This window comes from Arthrobacter sp. 05T47 (assembly GCF_056395825.1).
In genome coordinates this window covers 67,750-85,797 of the sequence record NZ_JBFTKG010000002.1, presented here as the reverse complement: position 1 = coordinate 85,797, position 18,048 = coordinate 67,750, and the positions used below count along the sequence as shown (strand labels likewise).

The 18,048-nt window shown below is 69.0% G+C and carries 16 protein-coding genes; 10 read left to right on the top strand and 6 right to left on the bottom strand.

What is annotated here, in order from left to right:
* Positions 1-13: 13 nt before the first annotated feature.
* Positions 14-1,051, top strand: a complete 1,038-nt coding sequence (gene mgrA, locus AC1DEY_RS02455) for an L-glyceraldehyde 3-phosphate reductase (RefSeq protein ID WP_476866630.1) — start codon at positions 14-16, stop codon at positions 1,049-1,051.
* Between the two features lie 164 nt (positions 1,052-1,215).
* Positions 1,216-2,301 carry an inositol-3-phosphate synthase gene (locus tag AC1DEY_RS02450; RefSeq protein ID WP_476866629.1) on the top strand — a complete coding sequence of 362 codons (1,086 nt, stop codon included), beginning with the start codon at positions 1,216-1,218 and terminating at the stop codon, positions 2,299-2,301.
* Between the two features lie 95 nt (positions 2,302-2,396).
* Here the strand turns inward: AC1DEY_RS02450 and AC1DEY_RS02445 are convergent, their stop codons facing one another.
* From AC1DEY_RS02445 to mshA, 3 genes are all read right to left on the bottom strand, one after another.
* The gene (locus AC1DEY_RS02445; RefSeq protein ID WP_476866628.1) at positions 2,397-3,314 is read right to left on the bottom strand and encodes a DUF559 domain-containing protein; all 918 of its coding nucleotides are present in this window, start codon (positions 3,312-3,314) and stop codon (positions 2,397-2,399) included.
* A 132-nt stretch (positions 3,315-3,446) separates the two neighbouring features.
* Entirely contained in the window at positions 3,447-5,180 is a 1,734-nt protein-coding gene (locus tag AC1DEY_RS02440; protein WP_476866627.1) for a formate--tetrahydrofolate ligase, read from the bottom strand.
* Positions 5,181-5,257: 77 nt separating this feature from the next.
* Positions 5,258-6,523, bottom strand: coding sequence for a D-inositol-3-phosphate glycosyltransferase (mshA, locus tag AC1DEY_RS02435; RefSeq protein WP_476866626.1), 1,266 nt, complete (start codon positions 6,521-6,523; stop codon positions 5,258-5,260).
* 148 nt (positions 6,524-6,671) lie between these two features.
* Between mshA and AC1DEY_RS02430 the strand changes: the two genes are divergently transcribed.
* Positions 6,672-7,289 (top strand): N-acetyltransferase family protein, encoded by a 618-nt coding sequence (locus AC1DEY_RS02430; RefSeq protein ID WP_476866625.1) that lies wholly within the window; start codon positions 6,672-6,674, stop codon positions 7,287-7,289.
* 58 nt (positions 7,290-7,347) lie between these two features.
* Here AC1DEY_RS02430 and AC1DEY_RS02425 read toward each other — a convergent pair whose 3' ends face one another.
* A complete protein-coding gene (locus AC1DEY_RS02425; RefSeq protein ID WP_476866624.1) occupies positions 7,348-8,778 on the bottom strand; it encodes a family 4 glycosyl hydrolase in 1,431 nt (476 codons plus the stop codon).
* A gap of 81 nt (positions 8,779-8,859) precedes the next feature.
* On the opposite strand from AC1DEY_RS02425, the gene AC1DEY_RS02420 reads away from it, so the two are divergent.
* From AC1DEY_RS02420 to tsaD, 6 genes are all read left to right on the top strand, one after another.
* A complete protein-coding gene (locus tag AC1DEY_RS02420; protein ID WP_441407888.1) occupies positions 8,860-9,951 on the top strand; it encodes a carbohydrate kinase family protein in 1,092 nt (363 codons plus the stop codon).
* A gap of 209 nt (positions 9,952-10,160) precedes the next feature.
* Positions 10,161-11,381, top strand: coding sequence for an alanine racemase (gene alr, locus AC1DEY_RS02415; protein ID WP_476866623.1), 1,221 nt, complete (start codon positions 10,161-10,163; stop codon positions 11,379-11,381).
* Positions 11,378-12,079 carry a tRNA (adenosine(37)-N6)-threonylcarbamoyltransferase complex ATPase subunit type 1 TsaE gene (gene tsaE / locus AC1DEY_RS02410; protein ID WP_476866622.1) on the top strand — a complete coding sequence of 234 codons (702 nt, stop codon included), beginning with the start codon at positions 11,378-11,380 and terminating at the stop codon, positions 12,077-12,079. The genes alr and tsaE overlap by 4 nt, the downstream gene beginning before the upstream one ends.
* Positions 12,079-12,750, top strand: coding sequence for a tRNA (adenosine(37)-N6)-threonylcarbamoyltransferase complex dimerization subunit type 1 TsaB (tsaB, locus tag AC1DEY_RS02405; protein ID WP_476866621.1), 672 nt, complete (start codon positions 12,079-12,081; stop codon positions 12,748-12,750). The genes tsaE and tsaB overlap by 1 nt, the downstream gene beginning before the upstream one ends.
* Before the next feature lie 53 nt (positions 12,751-12,803).
* On the top strand, positions 12,804-13,271 hold the full coding sequence (gene rimI, locus AC1DEY_RS02400) for a ribosomal protein S18-alanine N-acetyltransferase (RefSeq protein WP_476866814.1): 468 nt from the start codon (positions 12,804-12,806) through the stop codon (positions 13,269-13,271).
* A complete protein-coding gene (tsaD, locus tag AC1DEY_RS02395) occupies positions 13,268-14,383 on the top strand; it encodes a tRNA (adenosine(37)-N6)-threonylcarbamoyltransferase complex transferase subunit TsaD (RefSeq protein WP_476866620.1) in 1,116 nt (371 codons plus the stop codon). The genes rimI and tsaD overlap by 4 nt, the downstream gene beginning before the upstream one ends.
* Before the next feature lie 68 nt (positions 14,384-14,451).
* Here tsaD and AC1DEY_RS02390 read toward each other — a convergent pair whose 3' ends face one another.
* On the bottom strand, positions 14,452-15,603 hold the full coding sequence (locus tag AC1DEY_RS02390; protein WP_476866619.1) for a glutamate--cysteine ligase: 1,152 nt from the start codon (positions 15,601-15,603) through the stop codon (positions 14,452-14,454).
* 296 nt (positions 15,604-15,899) lie between these two features.
* Here AC1DEY_RS02390 and AC1DEY_RS02385 point away from each other — a divergent pair, with 296 nt between their 5' ends.
* The gene (locus tag AC1DEY_RS02385) at positions 15,900-16,733 is read left to right on the top strand and encodes a shikimate 5-dehydrogenase (RefSeq protein WP_476866618.1); all 834 of its coding nucleotides are present in this window, start codon (positions 15,900-15,902) and stop codon (positions 16,731-16,733) included.
* A gap of 42 nt (positions 16,734-16,775) precedes the next feature.
* Here AC1DEY_RS02385 and AC1DEY_RS02380 read toward each other — a convergent pair whose 3' ends face one another.
* Entirely contained in the window at positions 16,776-18,008 is a 1,233-nt protein-coding gene (locus AC1DEY_RS02380; protein ID WP_476866617.1) for a class I SAM-dependent methyltransferase, read from the bottom strand.
* Positions 18,009-18,048 lie beyond the last annotated feature (40 nt).

Genomic DNA, 18,048 nt, shown 5'->3' with positions numbered 1-18,048 from the left:
CAGGATATGACGTATGACATATTTGGCAGCTGACACCCGCTACGACTCCATGCCCTACCGCCGCGTGGGACGCAGCGGCCTGAAACTCCCCGCCATCTCCCTTGGCCTGTGGCACAACTTCGGCGATGACAAGCCGTTCGAGGTCCAGCGCGCCATCCTGCGCCGCGCCTTCGACCTCGGCGTCACCCACTTCGACCTCGCCAACAACTACGGCCCGCCCTACGGCACCGCCGAGACCAACTTCGGCCGTCACTTCAAGGACGACTTCGCACCGTACCGCGACGAACTGATCATCTCCACCAAGGCCGGCTACGACATGTGGCCCGGTCCCTACGGAAACTTCGGTTCCCGCAAGTACCTGCTGGCCAGCCTGGACCAGTCGCTGGGCCGGATGGGCCTGGACTACGTGGACATCTTCTACAGCCACCGCCCGGACCCCGAGACCCCGCTGGAAGAGACCATGGGCGCCCTGGACCAGGCCGTGCGCTCCGGCAAGGCCCTCTACGCCGGCATTTCCTCCTACACGCCGGAACAGACCCTCGAGGCGGCCCGGATCCTGAAGGAACTCGGCACCCCGCTGCTGATCCACCAGCCCAGCTACTCCATGCTCAACCGCTGGACCGAAAACGGCAGCCCGAACCTCTACGAGGCGCTGGAGCAGGTGGGCGCAGGGTCCATCGCGTTCTCGCCGCTGGCGCAGGGCATGCTCACCGACCGCTACCTGCAGGGCATCCCGGCCGACTCCCGCGCCGCCCAGCACAAGTCACTCGGCGAATCCATGATCACCGAGGACAAGCTGAGCCGTGTGCGCGGGCTCAACGGGATAGCCGAGGGCCGCGGGCAGACCCTCGCGCAGCTGGCCATCGCCTGGATCCTCCGCGAGCAGGGCAAGGGCTCGTCCGTCACGTCCGCCCTGGTCGGCGCATCCAGCGTCCGGCAGCTCGAGGACACCCTGGCCGCCGTTCAGAACCTGGATTTCACGGCCGAGGAGCTGGACGCGATCGACGAGTTCGCCGTCGAATCCGACATCAACCTGTGGGCCCAGAAGTAACCGGACCCTCCACCTGTCACAGAAAGCCGGGGCCGCGGGAACAACCGCGGCCCCGGCAGTGTTGACTAGACTACTAAGGGCGCCTAGCGGCGCCGTGTCCGCCTGCCGCCGGAGCACAACAGAGTGCTGCCGCGCCGGGCACCCTTGTTCTCAAAAGGAGTTCCGTGTCTTCACATCCGATTCGTGTTGCAATCGTCGGCGTAGGTAACTGCGCCACCTCGCTGGTCCAGGGCGTCCAGTACTACAAAGATGCCGACCCCAAGGCCACGATCCCGGGCCTGATGCACGTGGAGTTCGGCCAGTACCACGTCGGCGACGTCGAGTTCGTTGCAGCGTTCGACGTCGACGGCAAGAAGGTGGGCCAGGACCTGTCCGCCGCCATCCTGGCCAGCGAAAACAACACCATCAAGATCGCCGACGTCCCGCCGACCGGTGTCACCGTCCAGCGCGGCCACACCCTGGACGGCCTCGGCAAGTACTACCTCGAGACCATCGAGCAGTCCCCGGAGGAGCCGGTCGACGTCGTCCAGGCCCTCAAGGACGCCAAGGTTGACGTCATGGTCTGCTACCTGCCGGTCGGCTCGCAGGAAGCAGCCGAGTTCTACGCCCAGTGCGCAATCGACGCCGGCGTGGCGTTCGTCAACGCCCTGCCGGTGTTCCTGGCCGGCACCAAGGAGTGGGCGGACAAGTTCACCGCCGCGGGCGTGCCGATCGTGGGCGACGACATCAAGAGCCAGATCGGTGCCACCATCACGCACCGCGTCATGGCCAAACTGTTCGAGGACCGCGGCGTCACCCTGGACCGCACGTACCAGCTGAACGTCGGCGGCAACATGGACTTCAAGAACATGCTSGAACGCGACCGSCTCGAGTCCAAGAAGATCTCCAAGACCCAGGCCGTCACGTCCAACGTCGAGGCTGAGCTCGCCGCCAAGGACGTSCACATCGGCCCGTCGGACTACGTCCAGTGGCTCGATGACCGCAARTGGGCCTTCGTCCGCCTYGARGGCCGCAACTTCGGCGACGCCCCGGTGTCCCTSGAATACAAGCTCGAAGTCTGGGACTCGCCCAACTCCGCCGGYGTGATCATCGACGCCRTMCGCGCSGCCAAGATCGGCCTGGACCGCGGCATCGGCGGCCCGCTGGTCTCGGCGTCGAGCTACTTCATGAAGTCCCCGCCGGAGCAGTTCAACGACGACCTCGCCCGGGAAAAGGTCGAGGCCTTCATCCGCGGCGACCTGGAGCGCTAAACGCCTCCTCCTTCCCCCGGTTGCCCTATCACTTACGGCTCCCAAACCTCTGGTTTGGCCGCTGTAAGTGATAGGGCAACCGGCGTTTAAGGGGGTCAACGGGGACGAAGGGCGGAGCGGACTATTTGGGCCGCGCCGCGGAAGTCATCTGCAAGATCGTCGGCGTTGAATTTGAAATACCGCCAGCCGGCCGCGTTGAACGATTCGTCGCGGCGGTTGTCCCGGGACTGCTGTTCGCGGGTCAGGTGGTGGCCGCCGTCGTACTGGATGGCCACCCGCTGCCGGCGGTAGCCGAGGTCCGCGGCGGGGGAGTAGGGGTCTTCCGGCACAATCCGGAGCTGCAACTCCGGCTCCGGTAGCCCGGCCGCGGTCAGCGCCAGACGCAGGAATGTCTCGGGGGCAGAGTCGGCGCCGGGCCGGATCAGTGCCGTCGCCTCGCGAGCTCTCACGATCCCCTTCAGCTTTGGGTGGCGCTTCAACATCGTGTCCAGCTCGGGAAGGGTGGCCCACGGCTCCGCGCGGTTCTCCAGTTCAGGGCGGGGACGCCGCACCAGCTGGTCGCCCACCGCCACGAGATCCTCCAGCGGCAGGATGCGGGCAAGGTCCAGCCAGGTCCGGGCGGGTGTTGAAATTCGGATTCCGTCCAGGACCATGAGCTCGTCGTCGAACGCAAGGACGGTATGCCCGACTACTCCCGCACGCCGGACCGGCGGCAGGGCCCTGCGCTTGCTCAGATGCAGTTCGCGGCAGCCGCGGTACCAGGACGGAAGCCACAGCCCCAGCAGTACAGCCGCCGTGAGGTGCGAAATCCACGCGCACGGCGTCGCGGCAGACAGGGCACGGGCCAGGCTTCGGAGTTCAAACTCCCAACCCGTCGGCACATGGATCAGCCGGCCCGCCGAGCTGAGATCGGAGGAACGGAGCCGGGCACTGCCCAGGCTGGCGGCCCGCGCCTCATAGACCGTGAACGGGGCCGTGGAAAGGTGGGCCGGCAGGGGTGCTGGTGGGTGCATGCGGACCATTCTGGTCCGAATGCCGGGTCCCCGCTCCGGTTATCCACAGGGCCCCGGTTGCGCTATCACTTGGAGCGGTCAACAGCGGTCAAAAGACCGGAATGGCAGCCCAAAGTGATAGCGCAACGGGGGCTAGAAGAGGCCGACCGGGTTGCCGGCGTCGTCGACGTCCATCCTCATCGCGGCGGGGACCTTGGGCAGGCCGGGCATGGTCATGACCGCGCCGGTGAGGGCCACGATAAAGCCGGCCCCGGTCTTGGGGATGAGGTCCCGGACGTGGATGGTGAAGCCCTTGGGGGCGCCGAGCCGGGTGGCGTCGTCGGTGAAGGAGTACTGGGTCTTCGCCATACACACTGGCATCCCGGACCAGCCGTTCTTCTCGATCTCCGCCAGCCGTTTGAGCGCGGGCACCGAGAAGTCCACGCCGTCGGCGCCGTATACCTCCTGCACGATGGTCCGGATCTTGTCCTCAACGGACATGTCCAGCGGGTACAGGTGGCGGAAGCTGTGCGGGCTGTCAATCGCTGCGGCCACCTTCGCCGCGAGCTCGTCCCCGCCGTCGCCGCCCCCGCCGCGGCCCCAGACGTCGGCCACCGCGGCCTGGACACCCTCGGCGGCGCACCACTCGAGCAGCCAGTCCAGTTCCTCGGCGGTGTCCGTGCCGAATTTGTTGACCGCCACCACCGGGACGATGCCGAACTTCTCGACGTTGCGGATGTGGCGCTGCAGGTTGGCGACGCCGGCGGCGAGGGCTTCGACGTTGGGTTCGGTGAGCCGGTCCTTCGGCACGCCGCCGTGCATTTTGAGCGCCCGGACGGTGGCGACGATGACGACGGCGGACGGGGCGACGTCGGCTATCCGCGACTTGATGTCCATGTACTTTTCGGCACCGAGGTCCGCGCCAAAGCCCGCCTCGGTGACCACGATGTCCGCAAGGCTGCGGGCCGTCTGCGTGGCGATGAGGGAGTTGCAGCCGTGGGCGATGTTGGCGAAGGGCCCGCCGTGCACAAGGGCCGGGGTGCCGGCGATGGTCTGCACGAGGTTGGGCTTGATGGCGTCCTTGAGCAGCATGGTCAGGGCGCCCTGGACGCCGAGGTCGGCCACTGTGACGGGCTGGCGGTCATAGGTGTAACCGAACGTGATCCGGCCCAGCCGTTCGCGCAGATCGTTGAGGTCCGTGGCGAGGCAGAACACGGCCATGATTTCCGAGGCTACGGTGATGTCGAAGCCGTCCTGCCGCGGCGTGCCCTGGGCCGGTCCGCCGAGTCCGATCACGACCTCCCGGAGGGACCGGTCGTTCATGTCCAGGACCCGTTTGAAGGTCATCCGGCGCGGGTCGATGTTGAGCTCGTTGCCTTGGAAGATGTGGTTGTCCACGAGGGCCATGAGGGCGTTGTTCGCCGAGGTGATGGCGTGGAAGTCGCCGGTGAAGTGCAGGTTGATCTGGTCCATCGGCAGCACCTGGGAGTACCCGCCGCCGGTGGCGCCGCCCTTCATGCCCAGGATGGGTCCGAGGGAGGGTTCGCGCAGGGCGATCATCACCTTGTGCCCGGCCCGGGCCAGGGAATCGGCGAGGCCGACCGTGGTGGTGGACTTGCCCTCGCCCGCCGGGGTGGGTGACATGGCCGAGACCAGCACGACCTTTCCGGGAATCCGGCCGGCGCGTGCCGGGGCTCCGTCGGTGGCGCCCGGCGCGCTCGTCAGCTTCGCGGGATCGATCTTGGCCTTGTATGGCCCGTAGAGTTCCAGCGCGTCCGGGTTGATGCCGGCGGCCGCGGCAATCTCCACGATCGGCTTCATGACGGCCCGCTGGGCAATTTCAAGGTCGCTGGGCACGTTGTTCCCGGCAGTGGTGGTCTCAGACATCGTTGTCCTTCGGCTCGTGGCTTCGGCGGGGTTGTCCCACTCCGGTGTTGCCGGGCGGGGGTCGGGGCGGATCCGGTTCAGGGCGTGTGGCCCACCGGGATGGTCAGGCTTCCAAAATACTGGCTCACGGCAGTGCGGTAGCTCTCCAGCGTTATCGCGGCGGTGCGCTGCCAGCCGAAGTCCTGGGCGTGGATCGCGGCGGCGCGCCCCATGTCCGTGCGCGTTTGGGTGTCATCGAAGAGCGCTTCGAGGGCGTCCGCCCAGTCGCTGGCCTTGTGGCCCTCAATCAGCATCCCCGTGCGCCCGTCCTGCACGGCGCGGGAGAGGCCGCCCACCTTCGTGGCCAGGACGGGCGTGCCGCAGGCCTGTGCTTCCAGGGCCACCAGGCCGAAGGACTCACTGTAGGAGGGCATCACCACGACGTCGGCCGACCGGTACCAGCCGGCCAGCTCCGGGGCGTTCACGGGCGGGTGGTGGGTGGCGACGTCGTCCATTCCGGCGGCGCTGATCAGCGACTTGAGGTTGAAGTCCTTGGCGCCGCTGACGGCCCCCAGAATGGTCAGCTGCAGGTCGATATCCGGGCGCCGGGATCGCAGGAGCGCGGCAGCCTTGACCAGGATCTGCGGGCCCTTCAGCCGCTGGATCCGGCCCGCGAACAGCAGATGGAACTTGCCCGGGGCAATGCCATGCTGGGCCCTGGCACGGTTCCTGAAGGCCGGCGTGAAGACCGCCAGGTCCACGCCCGGCGGGGCGACGTCGATGCGGTCGATGTCTGCGTTGTAGTGCGAGACCAGCTCGGCCGCCTCGGTGCCAGTATTGGCGACCAGTCGGGACGCGCCGTCGACAATCCGCTGCTCGCCGTCCTCGCGCCGCCGCGGCTCGGGCTGCTCGCCGGACTCCAGGAGCTGGTTCTTGACCTTGGCCATCGTGTGCATGGTGTGGATGAGGGGCAGCTGCCACAGCTCCGCGAGCTCCAGCCCGGCCACCCCGGACACCCAGTAGTGGGAATGGATGACGTCATACCGGCCGTGCGGCTGGAGGTGCCGGATGCGGTCGATCTCGGCGACCATGCTGTGCAGCAGCTCCGGTAGCTCCTCCTTGGGCAGCTTCCTCGGCGGGCCGGCGAGGACGTTGTGCACGCACACGCCCGGGGAGGGGTGTTCGACGGCGGGCTGCGAGGCTGAGGTGGAGCGGGTGAAGATCTCCACTTCCACGCCCGTCTCGGCCAGGGCCGCCGCCAGCGCCCGCACGTACACGTTCATTCCGCCGGCGTCGCCGGAGCCGGGCTGCTCCATGGGCGAGGTGTGCAGGGAAAGGAATGCGACGCGGCGGATCAGCGACACGGTTCCCCTTTCCCTTCCGGAGTGCATTGTCTGTGCACAATTTCCACTGCAAAATGCGTTTCGATAAAACACTACTCCTGAAGTGCCGGCCGGTTCACGGGTCCGCGCTTTGACCCATACCGGGCGGCAACCTGGCCGTGCTGCTAACGTGGCCGCTGTGAGCGCAACTACAGAATCTGGTCCAGCAGCCGGGTGGACAATCAGGGAGGCCCGCCCGGAGGACTGGCCGGGCATCTGGGCGATCCTGGAACCGGTCATCCGGGCCGGGGAGACTTTTACGTGGGACCGGGACACCGCCGAGGACGAGGCCCGCGGACGCTGGTTCAAGCAGGCGCCGGGGCAGACCTTCGTCGCGGTCGCCGCCGTGGCCAGTGACGTGCCCGGTGACCTGGCCGGTGACCTGGCCGGTGACCTGGCCGGTGACGTGTCCGGCAACGGCGACCAGGCAGCGGGCGCCGTCCTTGGCACCGGCGAGCTGCACCCGAACCAGGGCGGCGGCGGCAGCCATGTCGCCAACGCCGGCTACATGGTCCACCCCGCCCAGGCCGGCCGCGGACTGGCCCGGGCCCTCTGCGCTTATTCGCTTGAGGCCGCGCGCGACGCCGGCTTCCGGGCCATGCAGTTCAATGCAGTCGTCGAGAGCAACGTCCGGGCCGTTGCGGCCTGGAAGTCCATGGGTTTCGAAGTGCTCGCGACCATTCCCGAGGCGTTCAACCACCCGGAGCTGGGCTATGTGGGACTGCACGTGATGTACCGGAAGCTGTAGGGGACTGCCCGCTGGTGGCGGGCCGTTCCTGCCGGCGACCGCTACTGGCCACCGGTCGTTACCGGCCGCCCTGCCAGAGGCGGCCCAGCTCCGGGAACGCGGCCTCGTAGCCGGCGAGCAGTTTGCCGGCCAGGTCCGCCGAATCCACGAGCGGATGCCGGGCGAACGCGGCGAGGGCTGCCTCCCGCCGGCCCGTGGTCTCCGCCTCCACGACGAGCCGCTCGACGTACTTGACGCGCCGCATCAGTTCCAGCTGCGCCGTGCCGGGACGATCCTGCGGGACCGGCGCGGCGCCGTCGCGCGTCACCCTGCACGGAACCTCGACGACGGCGTCCGCCGGCAGTCCCGGGACGGCAGGCACCGCCGGTGTCGCCGGCGCCGCGAACCCCGCACCGGCATCACGCGCCGGACCGGTGGCGCCGCGGACCGTGTTGAGGGTGTTGAGGATCAGGCTGGCCGTGCCGCCTCCAGACAGGGCCCGCATCGCCGCCAGGGCCACCCGCTCGTAGCCGCCGCCGGCGAGGTCGGTCTCGTCACGGTGTTCGCCCGAGGCGCGGGCCTCCGCGAGATAGCCTTCCTCGCGGGACCGGCGGCCCGCATCCCAGAGGGCGAAAGCGTTGGGTCCGGCGGCAGCCAGCCGGGGATAGAGATCGGCCTGCTGCCGGTCGATGGATTCCCCGCGGGTCAGGTCCGCACCACGCATGCCGGCGACCGCCCGGGCGGTGCAGTAGTAGTAGAAGAGGTACTCGTTAGGCAGGCAGCCAAGGCCGGCGAGCATCTCCGGCGGAAACAACCGCCCTTCCTCGAATCCGGCCAGCGCCGCAGGGTCCGCGAGCAGCTCCGGGAGGGCGTCCCGGCCTCCGGCCTCGAGCCGGTACAGCCAGCCGAGGTGGTTCAGGCCGTAGTAGCCCACGCCGTCGAGCGTGCCCTCCGGCAGCGCGACGCCGGCAGCCCGCGCCGCGCGGTGCACCAGGCCGCTGGCCGAGTCGCAGATCCCGATCACGCGGTGCCCGAGGACCGGGACGAGGGCCTCGGTGACCATGCCGGCCGGGTTGGTGAAGTTCAGCAGCCACGCCTCGGGGCAGCGGCGGCGCATCTCCTCGGCGAGATGCAGCATCGGCGGAATGGACCGCAGCGCGTAGGAGATGCCGCCGGGGCCGGTGGTTTCCTGGCCCAGGAGCCCGAGGTCCAGGGCCACCCGCTCGTCGGCGGTCCGCCCGGCGGTGCCCCCTGGCCGGATCGCGGCGAAGACCATGTCGGCGCCGTCGAGGGCCTCGGGGAGGGAGGACACGGCACGGACACTCGGGCCGGAACCGGGCGGGCCGTGCCGGGCCAGAGAGGCCAGGACCGCCTCGATGGCCGCCAGCCGGGCCGGGTCGACGTCGTAAAGCACCAGCTCCCGCACCAGCCCCGCGAACGGGCCGGCAGAGAGCGCCCGGTAGACCAGCGGGACCCGGAACCCGCCTCCGCCGGCGATCGTGAGCCGCATGCGGAACAGTCTATTCCCCGCTGGTCGCGGCCCGGCTTCCCGCAGTATCCCTCGACGGAGGTACAGCGTAGTGTGCCGTATATGGACGCGAACCCGACGCGGCGCTTTGACCCCCTGTCCGCCGTCCGCAGCCCCGCCGCGGACGGGTTCGATCTGCTCCTGACCGGCACCGTGTTCCAGGACATCATCTTCACCGGGCTGCCCCACGCGCCCGAGCCCGGGACGGAAATCTGGAGCGACGGGATGGGCAGCTGCCCCGGGGGTGTCGCCAACCAGGCGATCGCCGCGTCCCGGCTGGGGCTTCGGACCGGCCTGGCCGCCGTGTTCGGCGACGACGGCTACGGCGACTACAACTGGAAGATCCTGGCCGCCCAGGAACATGTGGACCTGTCCCTCTCGCGGCGCGTGCCGGGCTGGCATTCGCCCGTCACGGTGTCCTTAAGCGTGGAGAAGGACCGGTCCATGGTGACGCACGGGCATCCGGCACCAGTGTCCTCCAGCGAACTGGTCGGCTGTCCGCCGCCGGCGCTCGCAGCCGTTGCCGAGCTGGGAGAAGAACTCGAACCGTGGGCCGTCGATGCGCAGAAGAATGGCGTCCGGTTGTTCGGCGACGTCGGCTGGGACCCCACCGGCGCGTGGTCCTCGTCCCGGCTGGACAACCTGCGGTATTTCCACGCTTTCATGCCGAACCAGCATGAAGCCATGAACTTCACCGGCCGCGACGACCCGTGGTCCGCGTTGTATTCGCTCGCGGACAGGGTCCCGGTGGCGGTGGTCACGCTCGGCGCGCAGGGGTCCATGGCCGTCGATTCCGAAACCGGGGAGGAGGAGTGGGTCCCGTCTCTGCCAGTCCGGGCCTACGATCCCACGGGTGCCGGGGACTGCTTCGGCGCGGCGTTCATTGTCGGATCCCTGGCCGGCTGGCCGCTGGGCGACCGGCTCCGCTTCGCCAATCTTTGTGCCGCCCTGGCTGTACAGGAGGTTGGCGGCTCACTTGCCGCACCCGGTTGGGGGGACATTGCCGACTGGTGGCAGCGGGCCAACGCCCGGAAGGAACGCCAGGGCAGTCAATGGCTGCGCCGCTACCGCTTCCTGGAGGACATTGTGCGCGACGTTCCGCCCGGGGCACAGCGGCGGGCGACGGCGACGATCGCGCATCTGTCCGACGCGTAGCTGCGCTCCCGGAGCATGGCCTGGCGCGGCCCTCGGGTCCGTGTCACCACTGGACATGTTCCCTGGCGTGGCCAGGGCGAGGGCACGCACGTGTTGTGCCCCGTGGTTGGTGTGAGGAATGGGCATGTCCCGCGGGAAGGGAGGGCATGTCCAGCGGTGGACCTGCCCGCGGATTATTCGGCCCGCGGCGCCGCGCCTAGAATCGTTAAGTGACTTACCAAGCATCAACAGGCGAACTCCTGCCCGGTTCGGCGGCAGTGCCGGCCCACGCTGAGGAACGCTCGGCAGTAATCGACCTCGACGCCATCCGACACAACGTCCGCCACATCGCTGCAGTGGCCTCACCCGCGCAGGTGATGGCCGTGGTCAAGGCCGACGCCTACGGGCACGGCGCCGTCCAAGTGGCCCGGGCGGCACTCGGCGCGGGCGCCAGCTGGCTGGGCGTCGCCCACATTTCCGAGGCCCTCGCCCTGCGCGCCGCCGGGATTGAGGCGCCGCTGCTGGCCTGGCTGCACACCCCGGACAGTAACTTCGGCGCCGCGGTGGCCGCCGGCATCGACATCGGCTGCTCGGGCTGGGAACTGGACCGGATTGTCGCCGCCGCCCGCGAACAGGAACGGCCCGCCCGCGTCCACCTGAAGGTCGACACCGGGCTCGGCCGCAACGGCGCCACTCTCGACACCTGGGACAGCCTGGTGGGCGAGGCCATGGAATACCAGGACCAGGGCCTGCTCCGGGTCGTGGGGATCTTCTCCCACCTGGCCGTCGCCGACGAACCGGAACGGCCCGAAACCGATGACCAGCTCGCCGCGTTCCGGCAGGTCCTCGCCATCGCCCAGGACGCCGGCGTGGACCCCGAGGTCCGCCACCTGGCCAACACCCCGGCCACCCTTTCCCGGCCGGACACCCATTTTGACCTGGTCCGCGTGGGGCTGGGCCTGTACGGGCTGTCCCCCTTCGAGGGACAACGCCCGGCCGAACTTGGGCTTCGCCCGGCCATGACCGTCCGCACCGTGGTGTCGCACTGCAAGGACGTGCCCGCTGGGCAAGGCGTTTCCTACGGGCTGAACTACCGCACCGACGGGGTCAGCACCCTCGGACTCATCCCGCTGGGCTACGCCGACGGCGTGCCGCGCATCGCCACCGGCGGCCCGGTTCGGGTCGAGGGCGTGAACTATCCGGTGGTGGGGCGTATCGCGATGGACCAGATGGTGATCGACCTCGGACCGCGCCATGTGGCGTCCGGGGGCCAGAGTATCCTCGGGGCCGAGGCGGTGCTGTTCGGCGACGGCGCCGACGGCGGACCTACGGCGGATGACTGGGCCCGGGCCGCCGGCACCAACAACTACGAAATCGTCACCCGGATCAGCCCCCGGGTGCCGCGGCGCTACCTTCACGAAGAACCCTCCACCGTCGAAGAGCGGCCGTGAGCAGGCCAGCGTGGGAACGAAGCCTTGAGGTCCGGACGGCGGCGGAGACGCACGCGCTCGCCGCAGCCCTCGGCGCCGTCCTGGAACCGGGAGACCTGCTGGTCCTGACCGGCGAGCTTGGTGCCGGCAAGACCACCTTCACGCAGGGACTGGGGGAGGGGCTGGGCGTGCGGTCAGGCATCATTTCGCCGACGTTCGTCCTGGTGCGCATCCACCCCAATCTGCCTGGCGGACCCCGGCCCGGTGGTCCGGACCTGGTGCATGTGGACGCCTACCGGCTGGAGTCGGCCGCCGAAATCGATGACATCGACCTTGAAAACACCATGGACAGCGCCGTGACGGTGGTCGAGTGGGGCCGCGGCCGGGTTGAACACCTGAGCGAGAGCCGGCTCGAGGTGGAACTGCACCGCCCCCGCGGCGGCGCCGCCTGCGTGCCCGCCGTGACGCACCCCGCCGGCGCACCCCAGGCGCCCGCCGATCCCTCAGCCGATCCCAGCGTGCTGGACTTTGACACGGACGACGACGACGAACCACGGTCCGTCGTGATCCGCGGCTTCGGCCMGCGCTGGGCCCAAGCCCCGGCGCTGCCCGGCGGCGAGACCCTGTCGAAGGGCGGTTCCCTGCCCGGCGCCGAGACCCTGCCTGAGCCGCAGCCAGACCCACTGACCGCGCCCCAGACCCCGGAACGGAACTCCTGATGCTCATCCTCGCCATCGACACCTCGGCCGTCGCCAGCGCCGCGCTGGTCTCCGATGACGCGCCGGAATCGTTGCTCGCCAGCTTCGCCACCGAGGATACGCGCACCCACGCTGAGGTCCTGGCCCCGGGGATCGACGGACTCCTGGCCGAGGCCGGAGTCAGCGGGAGCGACGTCGACGCAATCGTCACCGGCGTAGGTCCCGGACCGTTCACGGGGCTGCGCTCCGGGATCGTCACCGCCCGCACGCTTGCCTTTGTCTGGGGGAAGCCGCTTTACGGGGTCATGAGCCTGGACGCGATCGCCCTGGAAGTGGCCGAATCCACCGACTCGGCCGCGGAGTTCATTGTGGCCACCGATGCGCGCCGCAAGGAGGTCTACTGGGCCCGGTACACCTTCGCCGATGCCCAGCTGCCGCACCTGGCAGACGGCCCGCACGTGGGCTTCGCCGCGGACCTGCCGGATCTGCCGGTCTATGGCGCCGGGGCCGGAATCTACTCCGACGTCGTCAAGGCGGTCGCCGAATTCAGCACCCGGCAGCCGGAGGCCCTCTCCCTGGGCCAGTTCGCACTCGCCCGGCTCGCCGCGGGCGAACAGCTCCTGGACTCCACGCCCCTGTACCTGCGCGAGTCCGATGCCCAGGTGCCCGGACCCCGGAAGCGTGCCCTGTGAGCGCGGAACACACCACACCGCCCAGGCTGCCCGGCGGGGTCACCCTGCGCGACATGGACGCCGCGGACATCCCCGCCGTCCACGAACTGGAGCGCCGGCTGTTTCCCGTGGATGCCTGGCCGCTGCAGATGTTCCACGACGAGCTGGCGCAGGCCGACACCCGCCGCTACCTCGTAGCGGAGATCCACGGCGGGATCGTAGGCTACGCCGGGCTCATGTGCATCGAACCGATCTCCGACGTCCAGACCATCGCCGTCGTGCCCGAGCAGGAAGGCAGGGGCATCGGCTCGGCGCTGCTCACCGAGCTGATCGTGGAGAGCAAACGCCGGCGCGCCCAGGACGTGCTGCTGGAGGTCAGGGCGGACAACCCCCGCGCCCAGCAGCTCTACCGGCGCTTCGGTTTTGAACAGATCCACATCCGCCCCCGCTACTACCGCGACGGCGTCGACGCCCTGATCATGCGGCTCCAGCTGCCCCGCGAACCGCTCAGCCCCCAGCCAGAGGAAGCAGGCCGACCTTGAACCGCACCCAGCCACTCGTGCTCGGCATCGAGTCCTCCTGTGACGAGACCGGCGTCGGCATCGTCCGGGGGACCGCCCTGCTGACGAACACCGTCTCGTCCTCCATGGACGAGCACGTCCGCTTCGGCGGCGTGATTCCCGAGATCGCCTCCCGCGCCCACCTCGACGCCTTCGTCCCCACCCTCGAGGAAGCGCTGGCGGAGGCGGCCGTGTCGCTGGCCGACATTGACGCGATCGCCGTCACCTCCGGCCCTGGCCTGGCAGGGGCGCTGATGGTGGGGGTATGCGCGGCCAAGGCGCTCGCCGTCGCCACCGGCAAACCGCTTTACGCCATCAACCACCTGGTCGCGCATGTCGGCGTCGGGCTCCTCCAGAACGGCGCCGGCACAATGGCTCCGGCCGGCGAACCGTCCCAGCAGCCGCCGCTGGCGCTGCCGGAGAACATGGGCGCGCTCCTGGTGTCCGGCGGCCACACCGAGATCCTGCGGATCAGGAGCATTACGGACGACGTCGAGTTGCTGGGTTCCACGATCGACGACGCCGCCGGCGARGCCTACGACAAGGTGGCGCGGCTCCTGGGCCTGGGCTATCCGGGCGGTCCGGCCATCGACAAGCTCGCGCGCACCGGCAACGCGAAGGCCATCCGGTTCCCGCGCGGCCTGACCCAGCCCAAGTACATGGGGACCGCCGAGGAGCCCGGGCCGCACCGTTACGACTGGTCCTTCAGCGGGCTCAAGACCGCCGTCGCCCGCTGCGTGGAGCAGTTCGAGGCGCGCGGCGAGGCCGTTCCCGTCGCGGACATCGCCGCGGCTTTCCAGGAAGCCGTGGTGGACGTCATTACCTCCAAGGCTGTGCTGGCCTGCCGCGAAAACGGCATCACCGAGGTCCTCCTGGGCGGGGGMGTCGCSGCSAACTCGCGGCTGCGCCAGCTYACCGAACAGCGCTGCCGTGCCGCCGGSATCCGGCTGACGGTGCCGCCGCTGCMGCTSTGCACGGACAACGGCGCCATGGTGGCCGCACTCGGGGCACAACTGGTCATGGCCGGGGTGGAACCGAGCGGGATCGGATTTGCCCCGGACTCCTCGATGCCGGTCACGACGGTTTCCGCCTGATCCTTCGACCGAGCGAAGCTTCGACCGGCTGAAACTACGCCTCCATGGAGGCTGTTGGCGCGCAGAACCTAGGCGTCGGGCCCCTGCCGCATCTGCTTGACCAGATCCAGGACGACGGCGCGCAGGTCMCCGCCGTGCTCSGCGGCCACCCGGCGCTGACGCTGGTAGCCGGCGCCRCGCTSGATGATCTTCTCGACGTCGGCCAGCTCSGCGSTGCAGCCSAGCTTCGCSGCGACGGGCTCAAGCCGCTTGAGGGTCTCGCGCAGGTGCTCCGTGACGAGCTGCTCGTTGCCTTCGGCGTCGAGGATGATGATTGCCTCCAGGCCGTACCGGGCCGCCCGCCACTTGTTTTCCTGGACGTGCCACGGCGGCATGGTGGGAATGGTGCCGCCGTTCTCCAGCGTGGTGGAAAATTCGTCGACAAGGCACTGCGTCAATGCAGCGATGGCCCCGACGTCCTCAAGGGTCGCCAGGCCGTCGCAGATGCGCATCTCGATGGTGCCGAGGGCCGGGACGGGCCGGATGTCCCAGCGGATCTCGGAGAGCGTGTCGATCACACCCGTGGTGAACATGTCCTGCACGTAGGATTCGTAATCCTCCCAGCTGGCGAACTGGAACGGCAGCCCGGCGGTGGGCAGCTGCTGGAACATCAGGGCACGGTGCGAGGCGTAGCCGGTGTCCTCGCCACCCCAGAACGGGCTGGAGGCCGAGAGCGCCTGGAAGTGCGGGAAGTAGTTGACCAGGCCGTCCAGAACCGGAAGGACTTTGTCCCGGCTGTCCAGCCCGACGTGCACGTGGACGCCATAGATGACCATCTGCCGGCCCCACCATTGGGTCCGGTCAATGAGCTTGGCGTAGCGTTCTTTGTCCGTGACGGGCTGCAGCTGGGGCGGGCTGAACGGATGGCTCCCGGCGCAGAAGACCTCCACGCCCATGGGATCGGTGACATCCCGGACAGCCGCGAGGGAGCTGTTCAGGTCCGCCTTGGCTTCGGCGACGGTGGTGCAGATGCCCGTGACGAGTTCCACGGTGTTCAGCAGCAGTTCCTGCTTGATGTGCGGGTGCTCGTCGTCCTCGTTGAGTTCGGGGTGCCGGGAAGCGACTCCGCGGAGCACCTGGTTCGCCACGGAGGCGAGTTCGCCGGTTTCGGCGTCGACGAGCGCCAGCTCCCATTCCACGCCCAGAGTCGACTGCTTGGATGAAGCGAACTCGATCTTCATGTGGTCCCTTCACTGTTTTGCTGTCACTGGCCGTGGTCCTGATGGGACATGCGCTGGCTGATACCCTCGGACGCGCCCCTGGACGTGCCACCGGCGGTGCCACATGCCATTCCCACACCAGGGCGCCGGCCGGGAGGGCTGGCAGGGCTACGGGTGGTCCAAGTCTAGTGCAGGGGCAGCCCCGGGACGGTGCCTAAGTTACCGCTGGTGCGTGAGTGTGTTCACAAACGTTGCTGGATACTGACGGTTTGCGTGGCGGCCGCGGGACCGGACCCGTCCTGGCGTTTAATGGAGCTGTGCCCATTCTGAACAAAGACATGACCCTGTGTATCTCGCTCTCGGCCCGGCCCAGCAACAACGGGACGCGCTTCCATAACCACCTGTATGAGCAGTTGGGCCTGAACTGGATCTACAAGGCCTTCGCCCCCACCGACCTCGCCCAGGCGATCGCCGGCGTGCGCGGCCTCGGCATCCGCGGCTGCGCGGTGTCCATGCCCTACAAAGAAGACGTGATCGCCCTCGTGGACGTCATGGACCCTTCGGCGAAGGCCATCGATTCGGTCAACACCATCGTCAACGACGCCGGCCGGCTCACGGCCTACAACACCGACTACACGGCAATCGAGCAGCTCCTGCAGCGCAACGCCGTGCCCACCGACTACTCGGTGCTGGTCCTGGGCTCCGGCGGCATGGCCAAGGCCACCGTGGCCGCGCTGCGGGATGCCGGCTTCAAGGACGTGACCGTCGTTGCCCGCAACGAAGCCTCCGGCCGCGCCCTGGCCGACCAGTACGGGTTCGGCTGGAGCGCGGAACTGGGCTCCGCGGAGTCCGGCAAGGGCACGGCCGACATGATCATCAACATAACCCCGATCGGTATGGCCGGCGGACCGGACGCCGAGTCGTTGTCCTTCCCGCAGGAGACGATCGACGCCGCGAAGGTGGTGTTCGACGTCGTCGCCCTCCCGGCCGAGACGCCGCTCATCAAGGCCGCCCGCGCGGCCGGCAAGAGTGTGATCACGGGCGCCGAGGTGGCCACGATCCAGGCGCTGGAGCAGTTCGTGCTCTACACCGGGATCCGTCCCACGGATGAACAGGTCAGGGCCGCCGAGGACTTCATGCGGGCCCAGTAGCTGCCGCGGTGCCCCAAAACCGGCGCCTGCGCGCCGACGGGGCTAGACGGGCTCCACCGAGATGGCCACCCGGTCCTCGCCGATCCTGGTGAGGACCAGGGTGGCTGATTTCTTGCCCTTCGCCTTGGAACCGGCCGGTTTTCCGCCGGGCAGGAGCTGCTTGCGCAGCTCCTCCGGCGTGACGGCCGTGCCGCGCTTCTTAATGTCCAGGACTCCGATTCCGTGCTCCTTGACCCAGGACTTGAGGGCCTTGACGTTGAAGGGCATCACTTCGAGGACCTTGTAGGCCTTGGCGAACGGCGTATCGCGCAGATCCGGGGCACAGATGTAGGCGATGTGCTCGTCCACGAGGTGTCCGCCCAGCTGGAGGGCGACGTCGGCCACCAGCCCGGCGCGGATGACCGCGCCGTCGGGCTCGTACAGATACCCCTCCACGGGACCCACGGGCGCCGCCGGGCCGCCGTCGAAGTCCTCGGCGCTGGTGAGTTCGGCAGCACCCTGCGGGCCGAGCAGGAGGGCCGCGCGCCGCACCCCGGGACGCCGCACCGCGTTGAACCACAGGGCCACCTCGGTCACGTCCCCGCCGACCGAGACCCACTGGGCCTCGCAACCCGCGGGCACGGAATCGTGCGGCATGCCCGGCCCCATCTTCACCCCGACGGCGCGGCCGGAGCCGGCCAGCGACTCCGCGAAGGACAGCGGAGGGGAGAAATCCTCCGGATCCCAGATCCGTTGGGTTCCCGATGTCGACGTGGTGCGCCGGGCCGGGTCGAGCCAGACGCCGTCGACCCCGTCGAGCGGCACCGCGGTGGCATCCGAATGGACCACCGTGGCATTGCGGAACGGGATCAGGTTCATGGTGGCGCAGGCTGCCGTGGCCTCGTCCATTTCCACCGCGGTGACCACCAGATCCAGGGACGCCAGGGCCATTGCATCGGCCCCCAGCCCGCAGCCCAGGTCAGCGACGTGGCCGATCCCGGCCTCCGCGAACCGCTGCGCGTGCCGTGCCGCGACGGTGAGCCTGGTGGCCTGCTCCAGGCCGGCCTTGGTGAAGATCATCTGCCGGGCGAATTCGCCGAATTTGGCCTCGGCCTTGGTCCGCAGCCTGGATTGCGTGAGCACGGCCGAGACGAGCTCGGGGGAGTGGCCGGCCTTGCGCAGCGCGGCGGTGAGGCGGAAGGCCTCGTCCTCGCGGTACGGGCCCAGCGACGCCAGCAGCTCCCAGCCCTCGGGGGTGAGGATCGGGGCAATATTTTCCTGCGGTGCGTCAGTCATGCCATCCAGCGTAGTTGAGCCCCGCCGGCACGCTGTGACC

Coding starts and splice junctions, on each gene's coding strand:
- mgrA (WP_476866630.1), top strand. CDS start 14: ATGACATATTTGGCAGCTGACACCCGCTACGACTCCATGCCCTACCGC.
- AC1DEY_RS02445 (WP_476866628.1), bottom strand. CDS start 3,314: ATGCACCCACCAGCACCCCTGCCGGCCCACCTTTCCACGGCCCCGTTC.
- AC1DEY_RS02440 (WP_476866627.1), bottom strand. CDS start 5,180: ATGTCTGAGACCACCACTGCCGGGAACAACGTGCCCAGCGACCTTGAA.
- AC1DEY_RS02425 (WP_476866624.1), bottom strand. CDS start 8,778: ATGCGGCTCACGATCGCCGGCGGAGGCGGGTTCCGGGTCCCGCTGGTC.
- AC1DEY_RS02420 (WP_441407888.1), top strand. CDS start 8,860: ATGGACGCGAACCCGACGCGGCGCTTTGACCCCCTGTCCGCCGTCCGC.
- tsaB (WP_476866621.1), top strand. CDS start 12,079: ATGCTCATCCTCGCCATCGACACCTCGGCCGTCGCCAGCGCCGCGCTG.
- rimI (WP_476866814.1), top strand. CDS start 12,804: ATGGACGCCGCGGACATCCCCGCCGTCCACGAACTGGAGCGCCGGCTG.
- AC1DEY_RS02380 (WP_476866617.1), bottom strand. CDS start 18,008: ATGACTGACGCACCGCAGGAAAATATTGCCCCGATCCTCACCCCCGAG.